The organism is Cecembia calidifontis (assembly GCF_004216715.1).
GTDB lineage: Bacteria > Bacteroidota > Bacteroidia > Cytophagales > Cyclobacteriaceae > Cecembia_A > Cecembia_A calidifontis.
Genome location: NZ_SGXG01000001.1, coordinates 1,439,676 through 1,462,770, shown reverse-complemented (window position 1 = coordinate 1,462,770; position 23,095 = coordinate 1,439,676). Strand labels below are relative to the sequence as shown.

Sequence of the window (23,095 nt, the reverse complement as noted above, 5' to 3'; positions counted from 1 at the left end):
TTATATACCCCTCCTTCTCCTGTAGAATAGTAATTGTACGACAATGCTCATTACGAATACAAAAATAGTACTTGCAATAATCTTTTGAACCACGGGAAAGAACAAATTGGTTCCCAAACTGTCTACATAAAAAAACAAAATGTGATGGACCAGAATTAAGGGGATACTGTAAGTAACAAACCATCCCAGTCCCATATTCAACATAGAGGGCTGAAGGTTTTCATCATATCCTCCCGTAGGGGTCAGAATATCCAACCAAAAATTCCTGAAAAAGGCTATGGCTACCAGGCAAAGGGTATGCATCCCCATGGTATCGTAAAAAAAATCTACGATAAGGCCTAATATAAAAGCAATAAGCATCAAGGGAATGGTTTTCATTTCAACAGGGAGCAACAGCACATACAACACATATAAAAAGCAAAAAGCGACACCGAAAATCACCATGTTTTTGAGCATCAGCACCTGCACTAAAAAATAGAGCAAGAAACTACCGGCCAATAAAAAAACCTTCCTGCTGTTCATGCTTTATTTATTTTCCACGTTCAAGTTCTCCAGTTCTTCTGCCAGCTTATTTTCTACCAAATAAACATAAGATATTTTGGTGAAATCTGTTGATAACTGCACGGTAATATCAAGGTAATTGGTTTCAGGCCCTGGCTTCACTTCAATAACCGTACCGATAGGAATACCTTCCGGAAAAACAGCATTATAGCCAGAAGTCACGACTTTATCCCCTACTTTCACCTGAACATGCCTTGGCACGTAGAGCATTTTAGCCTTTTGGGGATCCACACCATCCCATTTCGTAGACCCAAAAACTTCCGTAGAAGCAATCTTAGAGGAAACCAACAATTCTGTATGCAAGAGGGAAATCACTGTTGCAAAGTTCTTGGTCACCCCTTTTACCCTTCCTACCACACCTTCTTCATTGAATACCCCCATACCCTCGTGGATTCCATGTTTTGACCCTTTGTTGATGGTCAGGTAATTCTGGGAAAGATTGATGGAATTATTGATGACTTTGGCTCCTTTGAACTGGAAGGTAGCTTCCAGGGCACTGTCCAAGGGAATGTAAAGGCTATCTGCAGGCTTTCTATATCTTTCTAACTCTGCCAACAATTCGGCATTTTTTTCAACCAAAGCTTTGTTGACCGAAGCAAGAGAAAAATAATCGATGATATCCGCTTGGGTATCCAAAATACTGGCACTGATTTGGTTGGCACTATTAAAAAATACGGATCCCTGTTGGCTGTTGTTGGAAACAATCATCCATATGGCGATTGTTTCCAACAACACGAACAACAAGAATGCCCTTATTCTATATAGAAACAGTAATATCCTGTACATCCAAACATTAGGTCATCAAAACAGTCCTGAAATTCTGGATATTTTTCAGCGCAGTACCAGTTCCCCTTACCACAGCCCTTAAGGGATCTTCGGCAATGTGTATAGGAAGTTTGGTCTTTTGATGTAACCTTTTATCGAGTCCTTTGAGCAAGGCACCACCTCCTGTCAGGTGGATACCATTATCATAGATATCGGCCGATAATTCCGGGGGGGCAATTTCCAGGGCTTTCAAGACAGCTTCCTCTATTTTGGAAACAGACTTGTCCAAAGCAAAAGCAATTTCTGAGTAGGAAACCTTAATAACCTTCGGAATACCGGTCATCAAATCTCTACCTCTGATTTCATAATCTTCAGGTGCATCCTCGAGCTCCGTCAAAGCCGAACCAATGGCAATCTTCACCTTTTCCGCAGACCTTTCACCGATCAATAGGTTGTGCTGTCTTCTCATGTAATCCAGAATATCTTTGGTAAAAGTATCCCCTGCTACACGGATGGACTGATCCGCTACGATTCCAGAAAGGGCTATCAATGCAATTTCGGTAGTACCGCCCCCGATATCCACAATCATGGACCCCATCGGTTTTTCGATATCTATACCAATACCGATGGCAGCAGCGATCGGTTCATAAATCATGTACACTTCTTTTGCTCCGGCATGTTCTGCTGAGTCCCTAACAGCTCTTTTCTCCACCTCCGTAATTCCGGAAGGGATACAGATAACCATACGGTGCGATTTAGGGAACATTCCCTTATTGTGGCCGGGGATCATTTTGATCATGCCCCTGATCATTTGCTCAGCAGCGTAGAAATCAGCAATCACCCCATCCTTCAATGGACGGATGGTGCGGATGTTTTCATGCGTCTTTTCATGCATGTTCATAGCGTCCTTCCCTACAGCCAGCACCCTGTTTGTTGTCCTGTCGATGGCGATAATTGATGGCTCATCTACGACAATTTTATCTTTATGAATGATCAGCGTATTGGCTGTACCAAGGTCTATTGCAATGTCACTTGAAAAAAAATCGAATAATCCCATTATTTTTTTCTTGATTGATCTTCTTTATTTACCGTGAATTTTTAACTGTCGGTCCAGCATATTCAACGTGGGTGGGCAAAATTATTATCTAATTCCCAATTTATTACAACAATGTTGTTTTTTTTTATAATAATAATTTCATTATCTTTGCAGTGTATTATCCAAGCTATCGGGAGGGGACAAGAGTCCCCTCTTTCATTTATCAGCAGTGAAGGAGTATGAACTTAAAACAAAACATTGAGGAAATTGTAAACAAGCATTTGCCGGATGAATCCCATTTTATTGTGGACATCCAAGTAATTGAAAAGGGCAATAAACCTCAAGTTAAAATCTTGATAGACGCTGATTCGGGCCTGAGCATTGACAGTTGTGCCAAGGTAAGCAGGTCGGTAGGTGAGGAAATTGAAGCCAAAAATTTAATGCCTGAGGCCTATGTGCTGGAGGTGTCTTCCCCTGGTTTGGATTATCCGCTAGCTTCCAGGAGACAGTACGCCAAAAATGTGGGACGAAAGCTGAGGGTGACCCTGTTGGAGGGTAAAGAAATCGAAGGGGAGCTTATGGCTGTCGAGCAGACAGAAATAAAGTTAAAAATCAAGGTAAAGGAAAAAGGCAAAAAAGCAGCAGAGCAAGAAATCTCCGTGCCGCTTGACCAGATAAAAAAATCAATTGTGTTAGTCTCTTTTAAATAAAAAAAATGGATGCTAAAGTTCTAATAGAATCATTTGCAGAGTTTGCAAAGTCTAAAAATGTGGATCGTCCTACCATGATCCGTATTCTGGAAGATGTATTTAGAGCGATGATTCGCAAGAAATATGAGACAGATGAAAACTTTGATGTCACCATCAACGCTGACAAGGGCGACCTTGAGATTTTCAGGATAAGGGAAATTGTTGATGACAATTCCGAAGATATCTGGGATTTTGACAAAATCAGCTTGAGTGAGGCAAGAAAGATCGAACCTGACTTTGAAGTCGGTGAAGAAGTGTATGAAAAAATAGAATTGGAGGAATTTGGCAGAAGAGCCGTCATGATGGCAAGACAGACTTTGATCCAAAAAATCAAAGATCTGGAGAAAGACCTCCTTTTCAACCAATATGAAGAGTTGGTGGGAGAAATCGTTTCTGCTGAAGTTTACCAAATCCTGGGCAGGGAAGTGCTGCTGATAGACGGGGAAGGCAATGAGCTTATCCTCCCAAAGAGTGAGCAGATTCCTAAAGACAGGTTCCGAAAAGGGGATACTGTAAGGGCTATTGTCCATAAAGTTGAAATGGTAAATGGAAATCCGAAAATTATTCTTTCCAGAACTTCTCCGATTTTCCTTGAAAGGTTGTTTGAGAATGAAGTACCTGAAGTATTTGACGGTTTGATTACCATAAGAAAAATCGTCAGGGAACCGGGAGAAAGAGCAAAAGTTGCCGTGGAATCTTATGATGACCGCATCGATCCGGTAGGTGCCTGCGTGGGTATGAAAGGAAGCAGGATTCATGCAATCGTAAGAGAGCTTCAGAACGAAAACATAGATGTTATCAACTATACAGACAACCTGGAGCTGTATGTACAAAGGGCTTTGAGTCCTGCAAAAGTATCCTCCATCACCGTGGATAAAGAAAACAAAAGGATTTCTGTGTATCTTAAGCCAGACCAAGTATCCCTGGCCATCGGTAAAGGTGGATACAACATCCGCTTGGCTTCCAGATTGGTAGGTTATGAAATTGACGTGTTCCGTGAACTCAGTGATTATGAAGAGGAAGATGTGGATTTAGAAGAATTTGCAGATGAAATCGACAGCTGGGTGATTGATGAATTGAAAAAAACAGGATTGGATACTGCAAAAAGTGTCTTATCTCTCACCAAAGAGGATCTTTTGAGAAGAACTGAACTGGAAGAAGAGACCATAGATGAAGTATTTAAAATCTTAAAACAGGAATTTGAACAGTAAATAAGGGCTGAATAAGACAATATTGGCCTATATTTGCCAAATAATTATAGAGAGAGTTTTTAGCGCGTATGTCAGAAGATAAAACCATGAGATTGGGCCAGGTGGCAAGGAAACTCAACGTAGGGATATCTACGATTGTGGAGTTTCTTGCTAAAAAGGGCTCAGATGTAGAAAACAATCCGAACTCCAAAATCAACATGGACCAGTTCAATATGTTGGCAAAAGAGTTCAAATCCTCGGCTTTGGAGAAGGAGGAAGCATCCCACCTGTCCATTGGTAAACGTCATCATGAGACCTTTACCATTGAGGCAGAATCAGATGTGAAAGAGGAAAAGAAGCCTGAGCCAGTAGCACAGGTTGTACGTACTCCCGAACCTCCTAAGCCCCAACCAAAACCGGTTATTGAAGAGGAAGAGGAAAAAGTTGAAAAAATCCCCGTGGAAGCACCAAAACTTCAGGGAATTAAGGTCCTTGGCAAAATTGATCTTGGTGGGAAAAAAGAACCCGAGAAAAAGGAAGAACCAAAGGCAGTAGAACCGCAAAAACCAGCAGAAGCGCCTAAACCTGCTCCTGTTGAACCAAAACCAGAAGTTACCCCCCAGGCTGTGAAGCCTCATACTGAAGACGTCGCTAAAAAAGAACCTATCTCTCAGCCAGAGGCAAAAAAAGAACCTATTGCCCCTAAAATTGTCGAAAAACCTAAGCCCGTTGAACCTCCGGTAGGAAAACCTGCACCCAAGCAGGAAGAAGAATCCGAAGTCATCGCTGCCAAAGCCGATGCCCTAAAAGGGCTTACCGTATTGGGTAAAATCGAACTCCCTACGGACAGGTCCAAGAAAAAAGGGAAACCTGTGGCTTCTTCTGATGAAAGGGGTAAAGATAAAAAGAAAAGACCGCGCAAAAGAATAGATAAGGCTGGGCCTGACCGTCCTGTGGAGGTGTCCAAAGGGCCACAGCAACAGCAGCAGGGAAGACCTGATCAAGCTGGACAAAGGGACAGGGACAAAAAAGGAAAAGGAAAACCCGCTCCTCAACAAAATGTCAGCAGGGTTCAGAAAGCTGAACCTACACAGAAAGAAATCCAGGATCAGATCAAACAAACCCTTGCCAGACTCCAAGGAGGTGGAAAAGCCGGAAGCGGTAAAGCCAAGAGAAGAGACAAGAAAGCAGAAAGACAAAGAGAAGAACTGGAAGGCCAGGAAGATTCCAAAGTACTAAAAGTAACAGAATTCATCTCTGCGAACGACCTGGCATCTCTCATGGATGTCTCCGTAAACCAGGTAATTGCAACCTGTATGTCTTTAGGCATGTTCGTATCCATCAACCAAAGATTGGATGCAGAAGCCATTACCATCATTGCGGATGAATTCGGTTATGAAGTTGAGTTTACCAAACCTGACGAAGAAATCGAAGTAGCAGAGGAAGAAGATAGAGAGGAAGATCTTCAGGAAAGGGCACCTATTGTTACCATTATGGGTCACGTAGACCATGGTAAAACTTCACTTTTGGACTATATAAGAAGGTCTAAAGTAACAGCTGATGAAGCGGGTGGTATTACCCAACACATCGGTGCTTATGATGTAAGGACTGCTGATGGACATAAGATAGCTTTCTTGGATACCCCAGGTCACGAAGCCTTCACGGCGATGCGTGCCCGTGGTGCCAAAATCACAGACGTGGCAATTATAGTAATTGCCGCTGACGACAGCATCATGCCACAGACCAAGGAAGCCATCAACCACGCCCAGGTGGCAGGGGTTCCAATGATCTTTGCAATCAATAAAGTGGATAAGCCAAATGCCAATCCAAATAAAATCAAGGAAGAACTGGCCAATATGAACCTATTGGTGGAAGAATGGGGAGGTAAATACCAGTCACAGGATATTTCTGCCAAAACGGGGCAAGGTGTTGACGAATTGCTTGAAAAAGTACTGTTGGAGGCTGAAATTCTTGAATTGAAGGCCAATCCAAACAAACGTGCTGTGGGTACAGTAATAGAAGCTTCTTTGGACAAAGGACGTGGCTATGTGGCTACCATCATGGTTCAGGCAGGAACGCTTAGGATTGGAGATATCATGGTGGCCGGCCATCATTATGGACGTGTGAAAGCCATGTTTGACCATAAAGGCAAAAAACTCACCGAAGCAGGTCCATCTACTCCAGTTCAGGTATTGGGACTAAGTGGTGCCCCTCAGGCCGGCGACAATTTCAAAGTATATGAGACTGAAAGAGAAGCAAGAGAGATTGCCAATTCCAGGGAGCAGATTCTTCGAGAGCAGAGCATGCGAACCAAAAAGCATATTACACTCGATGAAATTGGCAGACGTCTGGCTATCGGTAGCTTCAAGGAACTGAACCTGATCATCAAAGGTGACGTGGACGGATCTGTAGAGGCACTTTCCGATTCACTATTAAAACTGTCCAAAGAAGAGGTTTCTGTAAATATCATCCACAAAGGCGTAGGTCAAATTTCCGAATCCGATGTGTTGCTGGCTTCTGCTTCTGATGCGATTATCTTAGGCTTCAACGTAAGACCTTCTTCGAATGCCAAGAAACTGGCAGAGCAGGAAGAAATCGAAATCAGACACTATTCCATAATCTATGATGCAATCAATCAGATCAAAGATGCGATCGAGGGTATGTTGGAGCCTGAGTTTGAAGAGGTGATTACAGGTAACATCCAAGTGAGGGAAGTCTTCAAAATTTCCAAAGTGGGCACTGTAGCGGGTTGCTATGTGACAGATGGTTACATTACCCGTAAAAATAAAATCCGTGTCATACGTGACGGTATTGTCATCCACGATGGTGAAATCGATCAGTTGAAGCGTTTCAAAGACGATGTCTCTGAAGTCAAAGCCGGATATGAATGTGGCATTTCTATTAAAAACTTCAATAACATCCAAATTGATGATACCATTGAAGGGTACATGATGCAGGAAGTAAAGAAGAAAAAATAAAATATGAAAAAGGAGCTCCAAAGGCTCCTTTTTTTATTTTCGCCCTGCTATCCAGATATTCATTCATGTTACAGGCACTCATCCTTTTTTGTCAGATCATGCTGTGGGTCAGCATTTTTTCCTTAATAGCAGGACTCTATAAACCTGTCCTGGTACTTTGGTACCTAGACCGGATGAACAGATGGAAGGTCATCAAAATGTATGGGGGACTAGGATTATTTTGGTTGGTGATTTGGGCTTTATTGACCTTCCTATGAGATTTCTGCGGAACAGATCAATACAAATTTTATTAAATGCAAAAAAAAAATTACTGAGATATCCTTTCTCAAAAAAAATCCTTACATTTTAGTAAAATTAAGTTTGCATTTTGAGAAAAATCAGTGCCATATTGCTTCTTTGCTGCTTTGCATTGTACCACTTTGGTTACTATGTGGCCTATTTTTCCTTTCATATTCAAATTGAAAACAACTGGGCAGATAAAATCTACAGCGATCAGCAAGAGGGTTGGGAAGAAAGAATCTTGGAGATACCCATGAGTCTTCCTTACATGCCAGATGAAGAAGATTTCAGAACTACCAATACACGATTTGAAAAAAATGGCCAATACTTCAGGGCCATCAAACAAAGATATGTCAAAGATACGCTTCAGATCTTCTATGTTCCCGATACTGCCAAAAGCAACCTGGACAAGACCATCAAACAATGGGTAAGTTCCCTCGTACAAGATGATTTGCCAGATTCGGGTAATAATTCGCTCTTGTCAAAAATCTTTGTCAAGGACTATACCCAGCCATTTAATGATTTCCATTTTGACAATCCATTTAAAGCAGAAAAACAATTGATAGGGTTTATTTTTTCAGCTTACCAAAATCAATTTCCGGAAGTAAACTCCCCACCTCCGCAGGTTATTTAGTTCAATTTTCTTTTCTAATCTTTCCATTATTTCTTTCCGGCCGATTGAAAGTTTTGGAGTTTTCATATCCTTAGACTTTAAAACATCATAGGTTCATGAGAGCGGACCTTTTATAAAATATAAATGCCTGATGGGAAGCTTTATGGATGATTGGATGCTGTGTTGATATTTTATTTCACAGCAATATTCCATTTTTGATTCAACCAAACCTTTAAGTATGAGAAAATTTTACTGCGCAATAGTGCTTATGGCAATATTGTATCTTAACCATATACCACAGACCCGTGCCCAAATGCCCTTTGATGAAATTATGATGCCAAAAGGTGAAATCTGTTTTGCAGGAATTTATGAAAACGGTAAATGGAACCAGTACTGGGAAGGAGATTATTTGAGAGAAAATGCCAACATTGGTACTTTGACCCGGCAGATGTTTATGCCCATGGTGGCCATGGGATTGACAAAAAAAATCAACATTATTGCTAGTTTACCTTATATAAGTACCGAAGCTTCTGGAGGCACTCAGGTTGGACAATCCGGCATTCAGGATTTGAATGTTTCCATGAAAGTAGACTGGCTTCAACACCGTGTGGGAAGCGGAAGGATTCTTTTTCTGACCAATACACACTTCAGCACACCGGTAGGCACATATTTATCTGATTATATGCCATTTAGTATCGGTGCCGGGGCTCCAGAAGTGGGTGTCAGGGGAATCGGAGGCTATAAAATGGATAATGGCCTTGTATTCAGAATGGCCGCAGCTTACCTATGGAGGGGACAGACCGAAATTGAAAGAGATTATTACTACAAAAACGGAAGCGTTTATTCCACATTCATGAACGTCCCCAATGCACTGAATATTCATGGAGCTATTGGCTACTGTACCCTAGAAAACAGGCTCAGGCTGGAAGCCACTTATATGAGTTTAAATTGCCTTTCCGGAGATGACATCAGGGCTTACAACAGGCCACAGCCTACCAATAAGATGGAAGTCAGCCAAATTGGTTTTTGGACACAATACTACATCAAAGCAGACCGGGGCTTCGGAGCCATTGCTTACCTGAACCATACCATTACAGGACGAAATATGGGTAAAGCCACCGCAATAGGACTCGGTCTCACTTACCAATTCAAAGCATACTAATCTGATATCCCATGAAAAAAAATATATACCAACTAATCATTCTTATAGTCGCAGCATTTTGTCTGCAATCCTGCCTTGAGGAGACTCCCAGATATTACGATTTTGAGTCTTATGAATTCAGCACCTTGGATGAAAACGGAGGTAACTGGAAGCCCATTTTAGTGGCTAATCCTTCCCAAATTCAATTGACTGCACCGCAAGCCATCAACTCTGCTGCTTATCAAGCTGAATTGGCAGAAGTTAAGAATTTAATTGCCGGAATGACTGCTTCGGAAAAACAGGCTGTTGAGTATTGGACAAGCAATCCTGTAATCCGATGGAATGAAATTGCCCTTGAAATGGCAGCAAAATACAACCTTATCCCTGGCCCAAATGCCGACGGAACCTACACTTTGCCCAATCCCGCCAATCCTGTTGGCCCACCTGCTTTCCCTTTTGCCCATCCACCCTACACCAGTAGGATGTTGGCATACCTGAGTGTGGCCCAATATGATGGTTTAATACTGGCATGGCATTATAAGTTTAAGTTCAATAGAATGGGCCCCTATCGCCAAGATCCAAATATTCGTTCCGCTTACCCTGAAAATGGCCTGCCTTCTTACCCATCCCACGGAGCGGCGGTGGCCAAAGTATCCAAAGAAATCCTAACACTCATGTTTCCTTTGGAAGCAGCCGTTTTGGAACAGCATTATCAAGAACATCTTCAAAGTATGCTGCAGGCAGGAATCAATGTTCGCAGTGACTTAGATGCAGGCATCTATATAGGCGAGGAAGTAGTCAAATTAGCCAAAGCCCGCGCATCCACGGATGGTATGGCCAAAGCCCAAACACCGAAGACTGTATCAGATTCCATTGCGAATGTTGCATTTGAGCGTTTTGGATGGAAATGGCAAAATCAAGAAATCCCTCAGCGGCCGGTTGGCCTGACTCCGCTTTTTGGTCAGGTGAAAATGTGGCATGTGCCTACAGTGGAAGAAGTTAGATCTGGTCCTCCTCCGGCCATAGGATCACCACAATATGAAGAGGACGTCAGGGAATTAAGACGCTATGCGGCCCACATGACCCTGGAACAAAGGAGGATTGCCAACTGGTGGGAAGACGGTTTAGGCTCCTATACCCCTCCTGGCCATTGGAACAAGTTTGCCAAATTATCCATCGTCAAAAATAAACTGAACCCCTTAAGGGCTGCCAGGGTATTTGCCTACATGAACACCGCAATCATGGATGCAGGTGTAGCTTGCTGGGACACCAAATATTATTACCATTACCCACGGCCTATTGAAACAATCCGTGGATTCAAAACAATTCTTGGTACCCCCAATTTTCCTGCTTACACTTCTGGCCACAGCACTTTTTCGGCGGCTGGAGCTGAAGTCTTATCCTTCTTCTTCCCCAGCGATGCCCAGCGCTTTACTGAATGGGCAGAAGAAGCCGCTGTTTCAAGAATTTATGGCGGGATACATTACCGATTTGATGCAACAGAAGGTACTAAACAAGGCCGTCTGGTGGGCACTTATGCTGTCAATAAAGCAAAAGTTGACGGACTGTTCTAAATGAAAAAGTATTTTTTCATAGGAATTGTCGGACTGGCTTTGCTGGAAATTGGCCGTATTTATTTTATCATGCCTATGCCAGGGAGTCAGAAATGGGACTCCCTGCATTTGGCTTACTTTCTGCACTCTTATCGCTGGACGGGAATTTTTCTCTTTGGCGCCATGCTGCTGATCGGTGCAAAGTCCGCTTTTGCTTCTTCAAAATGGCTATCAGGAATTTTGACCCTGCATTTGCTGGGATTCATCTACATGTTCAATTTCAAAATGACAGCAGATAAGATGTTCCTACAGCCTGAAAACTTAACTTTCTCCAGCTTTGAAGAAAATTCCTTGGTTGACAGCAGCCTGGTTTTGGTGGCATCATATAAAGGCGAGGCCAAAGCCTATCCGATCCGTTATATCGCTTACCACCATCAAGTAAGAGATCAGATCGGAGGAAAAGACATTATGGTAACTTACTGCAGTGTCTGTCGGTCAGGAAGGATTTTTGAACCTGTAGTCAATGGGCAAACTGAAAATTTCAGGTTGGTGGGCATGGATCATTTCAATGCCATGTTTGAAGATCAATCCACCGGATCCTGGTGGCAGCAAGCTAATTGGGAAGCCGTAACTGGACCCTTAAAAGGATATCAACTCCCCGAATTGGCTTCAAGCCAGATGAGTTTGGGAAAATTCTTCAGCCTATATCCTTCAGGCCAAGTGATGAATGGAGATCCTAAATTCCTTTCCAAATATGATAGTTTAGGCAAATTTGAATTTGGGCTCAGCAAAAGTAAACTCACCGGAACTGACAGCCTTTCATGGAAGCAAAAATCCTGGGTAGTGGGTGTAAGGATCAATGGAAAAACCAAAGCCTTTGATTGGAATGATCTCAAAGCACAACAAATAATTCTTGACCAACTTGCCGGTAAACCAATTGCATTGGTTATTTCGGAAGACCGAAACAGTTTCCGGGTCTTTTTGAGACCTTCTAACCAGCATAAAATAAAGCTAATCCCTGGAGATAAAATCATTTTCAATGAGGATACCCTTAATTTCAATGGAGTCAATATTAAAACAGGCGCTCAGGAACTGATAAGCATTACAGCCTACCAGGAATTCTGGCACAGTTGGAAGACATTTAATCCTGGAACTGAAATCTATTCCCCTAAATGATCTATTGGGATAATTTCACCGGCTTCTCTATTTCTTTTTTCAGACTTTTGGATGCCAGTACAATCAGGGCAATGGAAAGAATAAAAAGCAGGGCTGCAATTACCGATAAAACATACACCTGACTTTGGAAATTTTTCCAGGCAAAAAGCCCCAAGGAGGTCAAGGTAACAGTGAACATAAAAAACATGGGTATGGTAACGAAAGTAGCGCTGATTTTTTGTTTCATCAGCCAAACTGCCACAGTCAGCAATGCCAAGGCGGCCAAGAGTTGATTGGCAGAACCAAAGATGGGCCAAAGGGTACTGAAACCTCCTGAAGCCAAAAGCAGGATGGATAAAATGACAACCACCGTCGTTGAAAGGTATCTGTTTTGGGAAACTTTGGCACCCACTGGGTGCTTTACATCTTCAAAATACTCCTGCAAGGTAAACCTTGCCAAACGTGTACAGGTATCCAAAGTGGTCAATGCAAAAGCAGAAACGGTCAATGCCACAAAGCCTACGGCAAAATTTTCCGAAATGCCCATGGAAGAAATCATACTTCCTAGCCCACTGGCAAAAAGCGGCACAGGACCTTCCTCTCCCAACCTTCCCAGGTATTCCCCCCTACTCAGCACAATCACCGCTCCCACAGAAATGATGGCAAGGAAAGATTCAATCAGCATTCCCCCAAAACCCACCACTTTGGCATCGCTTTCCTTGTCCAGCTGCTTGGAGGTTGTCCCTGATGCAACCAAAGAATGAAATCCACTGATTGCCCCACAGGCAATGGTCACAAACAATACAGGAAATAAATAACCCAGATTATCGGAATTGATATAAATATCCGTATCCATTTTGATCTGCGGATTGGCGATGAAAACCCCAATTACAGCGGAAATGATCAATCCATATAAGAGAAAACTGTTAAGGTAATCCCTTGGCTGAAGCAACATGGATACAGGGGTGACAGATGCAATAAAAGCATACGCAAGCAATACATATACCCAGGTCTGATAATCAAGTTCAAAGGGAAGTTGCATTCCCAAATAGACAAAATAATACATCAATATCACTCCGATTGCCGAAATGAGCACAAATGCTGTTCTGCTATTGCCCACCACTTTACTGACGAGACCAAAAGCAACCGCCAGAACAATGAAAAGGATAGATGCTGAGGCCACACCGGCATTGTTGACAAAAGTTTTGGCGATAATATCAGCAAATACCCCTATGATAAGAATCAGGGTAGAAAAGCTGAAAAGGATGAAAAACTGTTTGCCTTTTTGACCAATATTGTTTTGAATGATCACGCCAATGGACTTGCCCTGGTTTCTCAAGGAAGCAGCCATACTGCCCAAATCATGGACCGCACCAAAAAATATCCCTCCCAACAGGATCCAAATGACTGCCGGTATCCACCCAAAAGTTACTGCTATGATAGGCCCAACAATTGGTCCAGCTCCTGCAATGGAGGCAAAATGATGGCCTAGTACCACTACAGGCTTACTTGGCACATAATCAACACCATCCTTGTACATATGGGATGGGGCTTTCCTTTTATCGGTGAGGCCAAATTTGTTATAAACGTATTTACCATAAGTGAAATAAGCTGTCAGCAAGATAATACCAGACAAAAGCAGTAAGGTGGTCAAAGCCATATCAAAGGGAATTAAGCAGGGAAATTTCATCCATTTTCATCAAAATACCAATGATAATTTCAGGATTTAAACAATATTCTGATTTTTTTCATTGCAGCAAGAAAATTATCAGACCTTCATGGCATACCATCCCTGAAGGAAATTAGGACTAAGACCATTGGTAAATTTTATTTAATGGAGAATACCTATAAATTTGTAGTCCCTGAAATGAGAATTTCGGAACTAAACATGTAAATATGGCTTGGTTTAAAAGAACAGACAAAGGAATCAAAACCTCTACGGAAGAAAAAAAAGATGCTCCGGACGGGTTGTGGTTCAAAACCCCAAAGGGCAATATTATCCATACCAGGGAATTAAAGAACAATTCCTATGTTTGCCCGGATGATGACTACCATGTAAAAATTGGATCTAAAGAATATTTCGAAATTCTTTTTGACAATAACCAATTCAAGGAGTTGGATGCAAATATGAAATCCGGGGATCCGCTGAAATTTGTGGATTCCAAAACCTACACTTCCAGGATTCAACAAACCATTGAAAAAACAGGATTGAACGATGCAGTCAGGACTGCCGTAGGAAAAATGAATGGGTTTGACCTTGTCGTAGCCTGTATGGATTTCAATTTTATTGGGGGGTCGATGGGTTCTGTGGTCGGTGAAAAAATCGCCAGGGCAATTGATTACGCTCTCAAGCATAAAATCCCTTTTTTAATGATCTCCAAATCCGGTGGGGCCCGAATGATGGAAGCAGGCTTCAGCTTAATGCAAATGGCCAAAACTTCTGCCAAGCTGGCACTTTTGGACAAAGCCGGAATCCCTTACATATCTTTATTGACAGATCCCACAACCGGAGGGGTCACTGCTTCGTATGCGATGCTAGGTGATTTCAATATTGCCGAACCGGGGGCATTGATCGGCTTCGCCGGACCAAGGGTTATCCGTGAGACAATCGGTAAAGATTTGCCAAAAGGATTCCAGAGTTCCGAATTTGTACTCGAACATGGTTTTTTGGATTTCATCATCGATAGGAGACAGTTGAAAAACAGATTGACAACACTCCTAAGATTGCTCAACAATTAGGCAGGAAATGCGTTTATGGATTAAGTCGTCCAGTGGTTAAAATAAAATTCAACTTTGGCCGATTTTATTGATTTATAAATATATTTGTGGGCCGGAATAGGCTTTAGACGGAAAAATCAAAAGTAAAATTTATAATAAATGGGTTCAGTAATTATTACTTCGATAGTAGCATTTACGCTGATTATTTTGCTACTGGTTTTTATTCTGTTGTTTGCCCAGTCCAAATTGGTGTCCTCAGGTGACGTGAAGATTGTAATCAATGGGGAAAAGACCATTGTTACTTCTGCAGGTTCTACCTTATTGAGTACTTTGGGCAACAATAAAATCTTCCTTCCCTCTGCTTGTGGAGGTGGCGGTACTTGTGCCATGTGTAAGTGCGTCATAGAAGAAGGAGGAGGAGAAGTTCTCCCAACTGAAGAAGGTCACCTTAGCAGGGCTGAAAAACAAGGAAAAGTCAGACTTTCCTGTCAGGTAAAAGTAAAATCTGACATGAAGATCAGAATCCCTGAAGAAATCTTCGGTATCAAGAAGTGGGAATGTGAAGTTATCTCCAATTATAACGTATCCACCTTTATCAAGGAGTTCAAAGTGAAATTACCTGAAGGGGAAACCCTTCACTTTGAATCAGGAGGTTATATTCAGATTGACGTTCCGCCAATTACTGTGAGCTTTAAGGATATGGACATCACGCCACATCCTGAATTGGGTCACCCAGCAGATGTTTACAAGAGTGATTGGGATAAATTTGGTCTTTGGGATCTTGTCATGAGAAATGACGAAGAGCTCTTCAGGGCTTACTCCATGGCCAATCACCCAGCTGAAGGTAACATCATCATGTTGACCATCCGTATCGCTACCCCACCATGGGACAGAGCCAACAACAAGTGGATGGATGTCAACCCAGGCGTATGTTCCTCTTACGTCTTCTCCAGAAAACCTGGAGATAAGGTAACCATTTCAGGCCCTTATGGAGAATTCCATATCAACCCTACACAAAGAGAAATGATTTACATTGGTGGTGGTGCAGGTATGGCTCCTTTGAGATCCCATATTTTCCACTTGTTCCACACTGAAAAGACCAATAGAAAAGTTTCTTACTGGTATGGAGGTAGATCTAAGAAGGAATTGTTCTATGTACCTCATTTCAGAAACATCGAAAAAGATTTCCCGAACTTTAAATTCTATATCGGTCTTTCCGAACCACTTCCGGAAGACAACTGGAAGATTAAAAAATCTCTGGACGATGACGGTGATGGCTATGTTGGATTTATCCACCAGGTACTATATGACAACTACCTGAAATACCATCCTGAGCCAGATGAGGTTGAATATTACCTCTGCGGACCTCCTTTGATGAATGCGGCAGTATTGAAGCTGTTGGATGACATGGGAATACCTCAGGAAAACATCAGATTTGACGACTTCGGTGGTTAATATAACTCAAGTCCCGCAAATGCGGGACTTTTTATTTTTCTCCAGCTTTTTTATTTTAATTTTGAATTCAGCTTAAACCAAATTTATGAACCTTAAGTCATTCTTTGATCCCATACCGGAAACACTCATACAGCATTCGTATTCTCACAATTCATTTTTTAACTACATACATCCTTATGTAGAGGATTTTCCTGACATCAGGGGAATGCAGATTGCCCTCATCGGCCTCAAAGAAAAAAGAGGCATGAAAAACAGTGACACACTCGAGAGGGCTTCCCTGGAAATCAGAGAAAAATTGTACCAACTGAAGAAAGGTCATGGGCTGTACAAAATTGTGGATCTGGGAGACCTTAAGCTGGGCGAAAACAGAAAAGAATCCATACGATACATACAGACAGTAGGGGAATACCTGATCAAAAAGCAAATCCTGCCCATTTTCTTTGGAGGAACGCACGACCTGGATTTCGGACAGTTTCTTGCCTATGAAGGACTGAAAAAGATGATTTCCATGGTAACTGTTGACGCCAAACTGGACATGGAGGATGAAGGTCAGCCCACGGAGGTTCATTCCCAGGACATCATTCTGCATCAGCCCAATTTTCTGTTCAATTATAGTCATTTGGCCTATCAGAGTTTTTTGGTAGACCAGGACCTCATCAATGTGATGGAGAAATTGTACTTTGAACATGTACGTTTGGGCAATCTCAGACATAATTTCAAAGAGGTGGAACCCATTATCAGAAACGCTGACTTATTGAGTTTTAACATTTCGGCCATCAATTCATCTGATGCACCGGGGGCTGCCGATGCCCAACCTTTTGGACTCACGGGAGAGGAAGCTTGCCAGATTTGTAGGTTTGCCGGAATGAACGAAAAATTGTCCTCTATGGGCATTTATGGTTATCAGCCCTATTATGATGACAGTAGGAACAAGACCGCGTCTGTCATAGCCACTATGATATGGTATTTTATTGAAGGATTTTATGACAGGAAGGACAGCCTTTCATTCAAAAGCAGCGACTATATCAAATATACCGTATCTTTGGACACCAAACCCTCTATTATCGTATTCTATAAAAGTAAAAGAAGTGATAAATGGTGGATGGAGATTCCTCAGAGTGAACAGGATAAGTTTGATCGGACCAGTATAATCCCATGTAGCTACCAAGATTATCAAATGGCCCAATCCGGTGAAATTCCTGAAAGATGGATCAATGCACAGCTTAAGTTGATGTAGATGAAAACCTACACCAAGCAACAGCTTGCCCTGCGAAACGGGCAGGACAGGCCTGAAATTTGGGTTGCCTATCAGGGGATCATTTATGATGTCACCCAATCCCGGCTCTGGAAAAACGGAAAGCATTATGAACATTGGGCAGGGCAAGACCTAAGTGAAGAACTTCAAGATGCCCCCCATACAGCCCATGTATTCCTGAAGTTTGAGCCAGTAGGAAAACTTGAAGAAAAGATATGATACTCATAGCGGACAGCGGAGCAAGCAAAACAGACTGGCGGCTGATCAATAAAAAAGGAGAAATCGCCCAACATCGGGGCATAGGGTTCAATCCCAACTATCAAACTGCCGCGGAAATGGCCAGTGATTTGCAGGATGAATTTTTGTTGAATTTGCGGGGCGAAGTTGATGTCGTTTATTATTATGGGGCAGGATGCACCTCAGCAAAAAACCGGGAACAGGTAGAAAATGGCTTGAGAACTGTTTTTAGACATGCTGAAATATTTGTGGACCATGATATGATGGCGGCTGCTAGGGCCACTTGTGGACATGAAGCAGGGATAGCCTGCATATTGGGTACAGGATCAAACAGCTGTGATTATGATGGAGAGGTTATTATCGACAAAAGACCTGCTCCGGGATATATATTGGGAGATGAAGGAGGTGGTGCCTATATCGGAAGAAAATTTTTGGCAGACTTTATCCATGAGGAAATGCCAAAAAAAATCAGGGAAAAAGTCCTGGATAAATTCCAGCTGGACACACAGACCATCATTGAAAATGTGTACCAAAGGCCATTCCCTGGCAGGTATATGGCTAGCTTCTGCCGATTTATTACCGAAAACAAAAGTGAGCCTTATTGTTACATGCTGTATTACAACGCGTTTCAGGACTTCTTCAAAAAGCATGTCATGAAATATGAAAATTACAAAAAGAAGAAAGTGAACTTTGTGGGATCTATTGCTTTCTACAACAGTGATATTCTCAGGAGTGCCGCATACGATGCTGACATCCATGTCAATTTGATCATTGAATCCCCGATAGCGGGACTTAGCCTATTCCACCAGAACTTACTATGAAAAGCACAACCGAAAGCAGTTCGCTCTATGATAACCTCGAACAGATGGACATTCCCACCCTGCTCGAAAATATCAACAAAGAAGATAAAAAAGTAGCACTTGCCGTAGAACAACAACTTCCCGAAATAGCCGCTTTGGTAGAACAAATCGTTCCAAGAATGAAAAACGGTGGAAGGCTGTTTTATATCGGTGCCGGCACGAGTGGAAGGCTCGGTATTTTAGATGCCTCAGAATGTCCGCCTACCTATGGAGTTCCATTTGATTGGGTCGTAGGGATCATTGCAGGAGGTGATCAGGCCATCCGGAAAGCAGTAGAAAATGCCGAAGACGATGCTGATCAGGCATGGAAAGACATCCAACAATTCGGATTCAATGAAAATGACACGGTCATAGGAATTGCAGCTTCCGGTACCACCCCCTATGTGATTGGAGGTGTAAAAGCAGCTAGAAAAAAGGGACTGCTTACCGGATGTATTACTTGCAACCTGAATTCGCCGTTGTCCGAAGCAGTGGAATATCCCATCCAAGTCGTGGTAGGACCGGAATTTGTAACAGGAAGTACCAGAATGAAAGCCGGTACAGCCCAGAAAATGGTTTTGAACATGATATCTACAACCACCATGATCAAACTTGGCCGGGTAAAAGGGAACAAAATGGTGGACATGCAGCTTTCCAATAAAAAACTGGTGAACAGAGGGACCAGGATGATCATGGAAAGCACAGGGCTCAATGAAGAAGAAGCCCATGAAATGTTGCTCCAGCACGGTTCTGTAAGGGCCGCTGTTGAAGCTTTCTACCAGAACAACAACAAAGGCTGAGATATTCGGAATACTTTCGCTAACTTTGTGGTCCTTTTGGGATTGGACATCTAAATCCCTGAATAAAAGGATTCAATTAATCCAGCAGAGATGCTGCACCGACATGAGAAAAGATAATAACAGAAGAACTGGCTTCAATGGAGAAGGCAGAATGGATTCAAAGAAGACGGGCGTAAAATTTGGGCCTAAGAAAGATTTTTTTGACAAAAGAGGAGATAAAAAAACAGAATTTTCAAAAGACTCCCGAACCGAGAAAAGAGAATACAACAAGGATAAAGGGTTCGATAAAGGGAAGGGGTTCGATAAGGGAAAAGGATTTGACAAGCCTGCTTATGGTGAGAAATCCAGGTATTCCAATGACGGCCGAAATAAAGGTCCTCAGAAGCCTTACAGTTTCCGCTCAGATGAAAAACGCACCGAAGGCGAATTCAAAAAAGTTTACAAAGGAAGGGGCAAGGATGAAAAACCGGTCCATGAATGGGTGCCGGCTGATAAGTATTCCAAAGACACCCGCTATCCTAAGAAAAACTTCAAAAAACCCTTTGCCAAACCTATCAATGAGGAAAGACCGGAGTACAATTTTGAAAAACTTGAGCAAAACCACAAAAAGAAAAACAAATCAGAGGATATCCGTCTGAACAAATACATCTCCAATTCAGGCATTTGCTCCAGGAGGGAAGCAGATGAGCTTATCCAAAAAGGCGACATTACAGTCAACGGGCAGGTGATTAAAGAGATGGGATATAAGGTAAAACCAGGGGATAAGGTGCAGTACAAAGGCAAGCTGATCAATCCAGAAAAACCTGTTTATCTTCTCTTGAACAAACCCAAGGACTTCATTACCACAACGGAAGATCCTATGGAAAGGAAAACGGTGATGAACCTGATTGCCAACGCCTGTGAAGAGCGGGTATTCCCTGTGGGAAGGTTGGATAGGAATACTACCGGTCTGTTGCTTTTCACCAATGACGGGGAACTGGCGGCCAAACTCTCACATCCTTCCAATAACGTCAAGAAAATTTACCAGGTGACCTTAGATAAGCCCTTGACTCAAAATGATGAAAAAGCAATTTTGGAAGGGCTTCAATTAGAAGACGGATTGGCCCAGGTAGATGACATGCAGGTTTTGTCCAAAGACCGAACCATCTTGGGTCTGGAAATCCACTTGGGAAGGAATAGAATTGTCAGGAGAATTTTTGCCCACCTCGGATATGAAGTTGTAGCTTTGGATAGGGTGATGTATGCAGGTCTTGACAAAAAAGACCTCCCGAGAGGGAATTATAGGTTCCTGACTGAAAAAGAAGTAATCCGATTAAAGTTCTTTCTATAAAAAAAGCCGCATAAGCGGCTTTTTTTATAGAAAACATCTTATCTGGCAATGATACGCTCTGTATAGCCGCTTTCAGTATTGATATAAAAATCAATTCTGGAAAGCATACTGATTCCTTGCATTCTATAGATCTTATTAAGGCCAGAGACATTATCAAGTTTTTCTTCATGCAACAAAGCACCGTCCTTAAAAATGGACACGGTAATGTCCTCAGGTATTTCTGAATTCACAGATAACCTAAAAGCATTGTCTCTCATTGGCTCCAGATTGGATGTAATGAAATGTGTTGGTTTTTTAACAGGACTCTCAAGGTTTATAGAAAGTCTGTCTACCAAATTTTGTCCGTTCATTATTTCCATGGTGTAATTACCGGGACCAATCTGATTGAAGTTATACACTTTAGCAAATGCATTGTTGTAAAAAACCCTGTGCCTTTTAACCAAAGTATTGTTCTCATCATAAATCCTGACTGTCACAGGACCTTCTGGAGTCCCCTTAAAACGGAACAAAACTTTGTTTTCCTCTACCTTTTTTAAAGAAACCGGAACCTCTGATTTCCTCTCTTCCGAAGCCGTGGCATAGGCCATGCTTCCAAACAACATGATACAAGCTAATAATTTTTTCATGGTAGTAATAGATTATTGGTTTATAGTAAGCTTTCACGGCAAGGAAACAACAAGGTTTTTCTCTTCAAAGGCACAAAACCAAGAACATCAGTAATTTACATTCAAATGTGAAGTAGCTCACAAAATCAATTCTGTTTGGGATAAATCAGATTTTAATATTTTTTGCATCAAAAAGTTAAAAATTCAAAATTAAAGTTTTTGCTTTTCGAATTTCAAAAAATGGGTATAGACAGTCCATTCCCCTTCCAAATTCAATCATTAAATCTTTTTAAGATGATCATAAACGGCCAATTTCCAAGTCAAAACAGCTGATTAAATAAAAAGGACCGCATTGCTGCGGCCCAGATAGTACTATTGTTTTGTTGATATTCTCTTATTTCGCTGCCATCAGCTTAGAGTAACCGTCTTTGGTTGCCACCACAAATTCAACATTTGCTGATGGACTTACTCCTACCAATCTGTACAGTTTCTGAACACCGGATACGCTGTCCAATCTCTCTTCATGGATCAATTTGTCATTTTCAAAAACAAAGATAGAAAGGTCTGACTCCAACAATGCATTGTAAGTCAGCTTGAAGGCATTTCCTTCAACTTTTTCCAGTTTGGAATAAACAACCGGCTGACGGGAATTTGCAGCACTGAAGTGGACAGCAAGTTTTTCCACTTTGTTTTGTGCATCCACCACTTCTACCGTGTATTTACCTGGCTTCAATTGTGAAAAGTCATAATACTTGGCAAAGGCATTCTTCGATGTAATTCTGTCTTTTTGTACAAGGAAGTTGTTTGCGTCATAGATTTTCACAGTTACAGGTCCCTCAGGATTTGCTCCATAAAGCAACTGAACTTTGTTGTCATCCACTTTTCTAATGGATACCGGCACATCTGCAGGTCTCTCTCCTGCTGCCATGGTGCTCATAGACACACCAAAGGCGATCATCAATGCAATGAATACTCTCATAGTAGTAAATAGTTTAATAGGTTTAAGAAATTTCAATGGGTATTGGCTCCATCAGGCATTCCCTGTTAAAATTTGAAGCCGGTTATTTGGGGGGATTAAAAGCCGATTGTTCTTTGACTACGATACAAATATAAGACTACAGGAATCTTTTTTGCAAATTTTTCAACAAAAAAGTTATTTTGTTGAATTTTCGTTAAGAAAACAAAATTATTTTTTCATATTTGTAAAACCAATGAAATTTCTTCGGAATCGATACCATAAAAAATCCAAAGGTAAATTTTAAAGCTTTTTCCAAATTAAATTTTTTTTTAAAAATATTTTTAACAAATATTTAAAACATTTCGCAATCGATTCCACGCTTTATAGAAGATACTACTTCAAAACAAAAAAATAGCCTTTGACCGCCTCCCTGTTCTTGGTCCAGAGGTAGGCCATGCGGTAGAATTTGCTTTTCAATGGTCTGGTATGTGCTTCAAAGAAAAATGACTTCATTCAGGTAGATGATGCATAGGGATGGTAAATGTTACAGCATCTTGAAAAAAATCAAATTAGATTGATTTTAAATTACCTTGAAAAAATAGTATGCATGCCTACTATTTATTATTTTGCGCATGCATTAAATTAAGGTATGAAGAGAATTCTGACGCTACTTTGGACAAATTGGACAATAAAAAAAGCCCTGAATTGCTTCAGGGCCTGTGGTGATGAGTGGACTCGAACCACCGACTCACGGATTTTCAGTCCGATGCTCTACCAACTGAGCTACATCACCGTCTGTTAAAGTGTTGCAAAGGTAGGTATTTGAAGTTTTCTTGCAAACCATTTCAATAAAAAAATTAATATAAACCCATCCAAAA

The 23,095-nt window shown here is 41.7% G+C and carries 21 protein-coding genes and 1 tRNA gene; 15 read left to right on the top strand and 7 right to left on the bottom strand.

What is annotated here, in order from left to right; genetic code table 11:
* From BC751_RS06355 to BC751_RS06345, 3 genes are read right to left on the bottom strand one after another with little or no spacing between them, the layout of a single operon-like run.
* Complete coding sequence (locus BC751_RS06355; RefSeq protein ID WP_130274813.1) at positions 1-522, bottom strand: rod shape-determining protein MreD; 522 nt, start codon at positions 520-522, stop codon at positions 1-3.
* 3 nt (positions 523-525) lie between these two features.
* On the bottom strand, positions 526-1,347 hold the full coding sequence (gene mreC / locus BC751_RS06350; protein WP_130274812.1) for a rod shape-determining protein MreC: 822 nt from the start codon (positions 1,345-1,347) through the stop codon (positions 526-528).
* 7 nt (positions 1,348-1,354) lie between these two features.
* Positions 1,355-2,383: a rod shape-determining protein gene (locus BC751_RS06345; protein WP_106567326.1), complete on the bottom strand. Its 1,029-nt coding sequence runs from the start codon at positions 2,381-2,383 to the stop codon at positions 1,355-1,357.
* 218 nt (positions 2,384-2,601) lie between these two features.
* On the opposite strand from BC751_RS06345, the gene BC751_RS06340 reads away from it, so the two are divergent.
* From BC751_RS06340 to BC751_RS06305, 8 genes are all read left to right on the top strand, one after another.
* A complete protein-coding gene (locus BC751_RS06340; protein WP_130274811.1) occupies positions 2,602-3,072 on the top strand; it encodes a ribosome maturation factor RimP in 471 nt (156 codons plus the stop codon).
* A gap of 5 nt (positions 3,073-3,077) precedes the next feature.
* Positions 3,078-4,322, top strand: coding sequence for a transcription termination factor NusA (nusA, locus tag BC751_RS06335; protein ID WP_130274810.1), 1,245 nt, complete (start codon positions 3,078-3,080; stop codon positions 4,320-4,322).
* A 68-nt stretch (positions 4,323-4,390) separates the two neighbouring features.
* Positions 4,391-7,279 carry a translation initiation factor IF-2 gene (infB, locus tag BC751_RS06330; RefSeq protein ID WP_130274809.1) on the top strand — a complete coding sequence of 963 codons (2,889 nt, stop codon included), beginning with the start codon at positions 4,391-4,393 and terminating at the stop codon, positions 7,277-7,279.
* A gap of 65 nt (positions 7,280-7,344) precedes the next feature.
* A complete protein-coding gene (locus tag BC751_RS22025) occupies positions 7,345-7,536 on the top strand; it encodes a hypothetical protein (RefSeq protein WP_130274808.1) in 192 nt (63 codons plus the stop codon).
* Positions 7,537-7,646: 110 nt separating this feature from the next.
* Positions 7,647-8,192, top strand: a complete 546-nt coding sequence (locus BC751_RS06320; protein ID WP_130274807.1) for a hypothetical protein — start codon at positions 7,647-7,649, stop codon at positions 8,190-8,192.
* Between the two features lie 217 nt (positions 8,193-8,409).
* Complete coding sequence (locus BC751_RS06315) at positions 8,410-9,333, top strand: transporter (RefSeq protein WP_130274806.1); 924 nt, start codon at positions 8,410-8,412, stop codon at positions 9,331-9,333.
* Positions 9,334-9,344: 11 nt separating this feature from the next.
* Positions 9,345-10,886: a vanadium-dependent haloperoxidase gene (locus BC751_RS06310; protein ID WP_130274805.1), complete on the top strand. Its 1,542-nt coding sequence runs from the start codon at positions 9,345-9,347 to the stop codon at positions 10,884-10,886.
* Positions 10,887-12,041 (top strand): DUF3179 domain-containing (seleno)protein, encoded by a 1,155-nt coding sequence (locus BC751_RS06305; protein WP_130274804.1) that lies wholly within the window; start codon positions 10,887-10,889, stop codon positions 12,039-12,041. It begins immediately after the preceding gene.
* Position 12,042: 1 nt separating this feature from the next.
* Here the strand turns inward: BC751_RS06305 and BC751_RS06300 are convergent, their stop codons facing one another.
* Positions 12,043-13,680, bottom strand: a complete 1,638-nt coding sequence (locus BC751_RS06300) for a carbon starvation CstA family protein (protein WP_130274803.1) — start codon at positions 13,678-13,680, stop codon at positions 12,043-12,045.
* Between the two features lie 236 nt (positions 13,681-13,916).
* Here BC751_RS06300 and accD point away from each other — a divergent pair, with 236 nt between their 5' ends.
* The 7 genes from accD to BC751_RS06265 all read left to right on the top strand — a co-directional run bounded on the left by accD (position 13,917) and on the right by BC751_RS06265 (position 20,654).
* On the top strand, positions 13,917-14,759 hold the full coding sequence (gene accD, locus BC751_RS06295; RefSeq protein WP_130274802.1) for an acetyl-CoA carboxylase, carboxyltransferase subunit beta: 843 nt from the start codon (positions 13,917-13,919) through the stop codon (positions 14,757-14,759).
* A gap of 138 nt (positions 14,760-14,897) precedes the next feature.
* Positions 14,898-16,193 (top strand): NADH:ubiquinone reductase (Na(+)-transporting) subunit F, encoded by a 1,296-nt coding sequence (gene nqrF / locus BC751_RS06290; RefSeq protein ID WP_130274801.1) that lies wholly within the window; start codon positions 14,898-14,900, stop codon positions 16,191-16,193.
* A gap of 85 nt (positions 16,194-16,278) precedes the next feature.
* A complete protein-coding gene (locus BC751_RS06285) occupies positions 16,279-17,430 on the top strand; it encodes a formimidoylglutamase (RefSeq protein WP_130274800.1) in 1,152 nt (383 codons plus the stop codon).
* A complete protein-coding gene (locus BC751_RS06280) occupies positions 17,431-17,667 on the top strand; it encodes a cytochrome b5 domain-containing protein (protein ID WP_130274799.1) in 237 nt (78 codons plus the stop codon).
* Positions 17,664-18,506 carry an N-acetylglucosamine kinase gene (locus BC751_RS06275; protein ID WP_130274798.1) on the top strand — a complete coding sequence of 281 codons (843 nt, stop codon included), beginning with the start codon at positions 17,664-17,666 and terminating at the stop codon, positions 18,504-18,506. Before BC751_RS06280 ends, BC751_RS06275 begins: the two co-directional genes overlap by 4 nt.
* Positions 18,503-19,324: an N-acetylmuramic acid 6-phosphate etherase gene (gene murQ / locus BC751_RS06270; protein ID WP_130274797.1), complete on the top strand. Its 822-nt coding sequence runs from the start codon at positions 18,503-18,505 to the stop codon at positions 19,322-19,324. The genes BC751_RS06275 and murQ overlap by 4 nt, the downstream gene beginning before the upstream one ends.
* 103 nt (positions 19,325-19,427) lie before the next feature.
* On the top strand, positions 19,428-20,654 hold the full coding sequence (locus tag BC751_RS06265; protein WP_130274796.1) for a pseudouridine synthase: 1,227 nt from the start codon (positions 19,428-19,430) through the stop codon (positions 20,652-20,654).
* A 38-nt stretch (positions 20,655-20,692) separates the two neighbouring features.
* On the opposite strand, the gene BC751_RS06260 is transcribed toward BC751_RS06265, so the two are convergent.
* From BC751_RS06260 to BC751_RS06245, 3 genes are all read right to left on the bottom strand, one after another.
* On the bottom strand, positions 20,693-21,280 hold the full coding sequence (locus tag BC751_RS06260; protein WP_130274795.1) for a hypothetical protein: 588 nt from the start codon (positions 21,278-21,280) through the stop codon (positions 20,693-20,695).
* 373 nt (positions 21,281-21,653) lie between these two features.
* Positions 21,654-22,238: a hypothetical protein gene (locus BC751_RS06255; RefSeq protein WP_130274794.1), complete on the bottom strand. Its 585-nt coding sequence runs from the start codon at positions 22,236-22,238 to the stop codon at positions 21,654-21,656.
* A 699-nt stretch (positions 22,239-22,937) separates the two neighbouring features.
* Positions 22,938-23,010, bottom strand: a tRNA-Phe gene (locus BC751_RS06245).
* Between the last annotated feature and the right edge of the window lie 85 nt (positions 23,011-23,095).

Bases quoted from the DNA above. Each gene is read 5' to 3' on its own strand.
- BC751_RS06260 (WP_130274795.1), bottom strand. From the start codon at position 21,280: ATGAAAAAATTATTAGCTTGTATCATGTTGTTTGGAAGCATGGCCTAT.
- nqrF (WP_130274801.1), top strand. From the start codon at position 14,898: ATGGGTTCAGTAATTATTACTTCGATAGTAGCATTTACGCTGATTATT.
- BC751_RS06310 (WP_130274805.1), top strand. From the start codon at position 9,345: ATGAAAAAAAATATATACCAACTAATCATTCTTATAGTCGCAGCATTT.
- BC751_RS06315 (WP_130274806.1), top strand. From the start codon at position 8,410: ATGAGAAAATTTTACTGCGCAATAGTGCTTATGGCAATATTGTATCTT.
- infB (WP_130274809.1), top strand. From the start codon at position 4,391: ATGTCAGAAGATAAAACCATGAGATTGGGCCAGGTGGCAAGGAAACTC.
- BC751_RS06345 (WP_106567326.1), bottom strand. From the start codon at position 2,383: ATGGGATTATTCGATTTTTTTTCAAGTGACATTGCAATAGACCTTGGT.
- accD (WP_130274802.1), top strand. From the start codon at position 13,917: ATGGCTTGGTTTAAAAGAACAGACAAAGGAATCAAAACCTCTACGGAA.
- BC751_RS06255 (WP_130274794.1), bottom strand. From the start codon at position 22,238: ATGAGAGTATTCATTGCATTGATGATCGCCTTTGGTGTGTCTATGAGC.
- nusA (WP_130274810.1), top strand. From the start codon at position 3,078: ATGGATGCTAAAGTTCTAATAGAATCATTTGCAGAGTTTGCAAAGTCT.
- BC751_RS06275 (WP_130274798.1), top strand. From the start codon at position 17,664: ATGATACTCATAGCGGACAGCGGAGCAAGCAAAACAGACTGGCGGCTG.
- BC751_RS06305 (WP_130274804.1), top strand. From the start codon at position 10,887: ATGAAAAAGTATTTTTTCATAGGAATTGTCGGACTGGCTTTGCTGGAA.
- BC751_RS06300 (WP_130274803.1), bottom strand. From the start codon at position 13,680: ATGGCTTTGACCACCTTACTGCTTTTGTCTGGTATTATCTTGCTGACA.
- BC751_RS22025 (WP_130274808.1), top strand. From the start codon at position 7,345: ATGTTACAGGCACTCATCCTTTTTTGTCAGATCATGCTGTGGGTCAGC.
- BC751_RS06280 (WP_130274799.1), top strand. From the start codon at position 17,431: ATGAAAACCTACACCAAGCAACAGCTTGCCCTGCGAAACGGGCAGGAC.
- mreC (WP_130274812.1), bottom strand. From the start codon at position 1,347: ATGTACAGGATATTACTGTTTCTATATAGAATAAGGGCATTCTTGTTG.
- BC751_RS06285 (WP_130274800.1), top strand. From the start codon at position 16,279: ATGAACCTTAAGTCATTCTTTGATCCCATACCGGAAACACTCATACAG.
- BC751_RS06355 (WP_130274813.1), bottom strand. From the start codon at position 522: ATGAACAGCAGGAAGGTTTTTTTATTGGCCGGTAGTTTCTTGCTCTAT.
- BC751_RS06265 (WP_130274796.1), top strand. From the start codon at position 19,428: ATGAGAAAAGATAATAACAGAAGAACTGGCTTCAATGGAGAAGGCAGA.
- murQ (WP_130274797.1), top strand. From the start codon at position 18,503: ATGAAAAGCACAACCGAAAGCAGTTCGCTCTATGATAACCTCGAACAG.
- BC751_RS06340 (WP_130274811.1), top strand. From the start codon at position 2,602: ATGAACTTAAAACAAAACATTGAGGAAATTGTAAACAAGCATTTGCCG.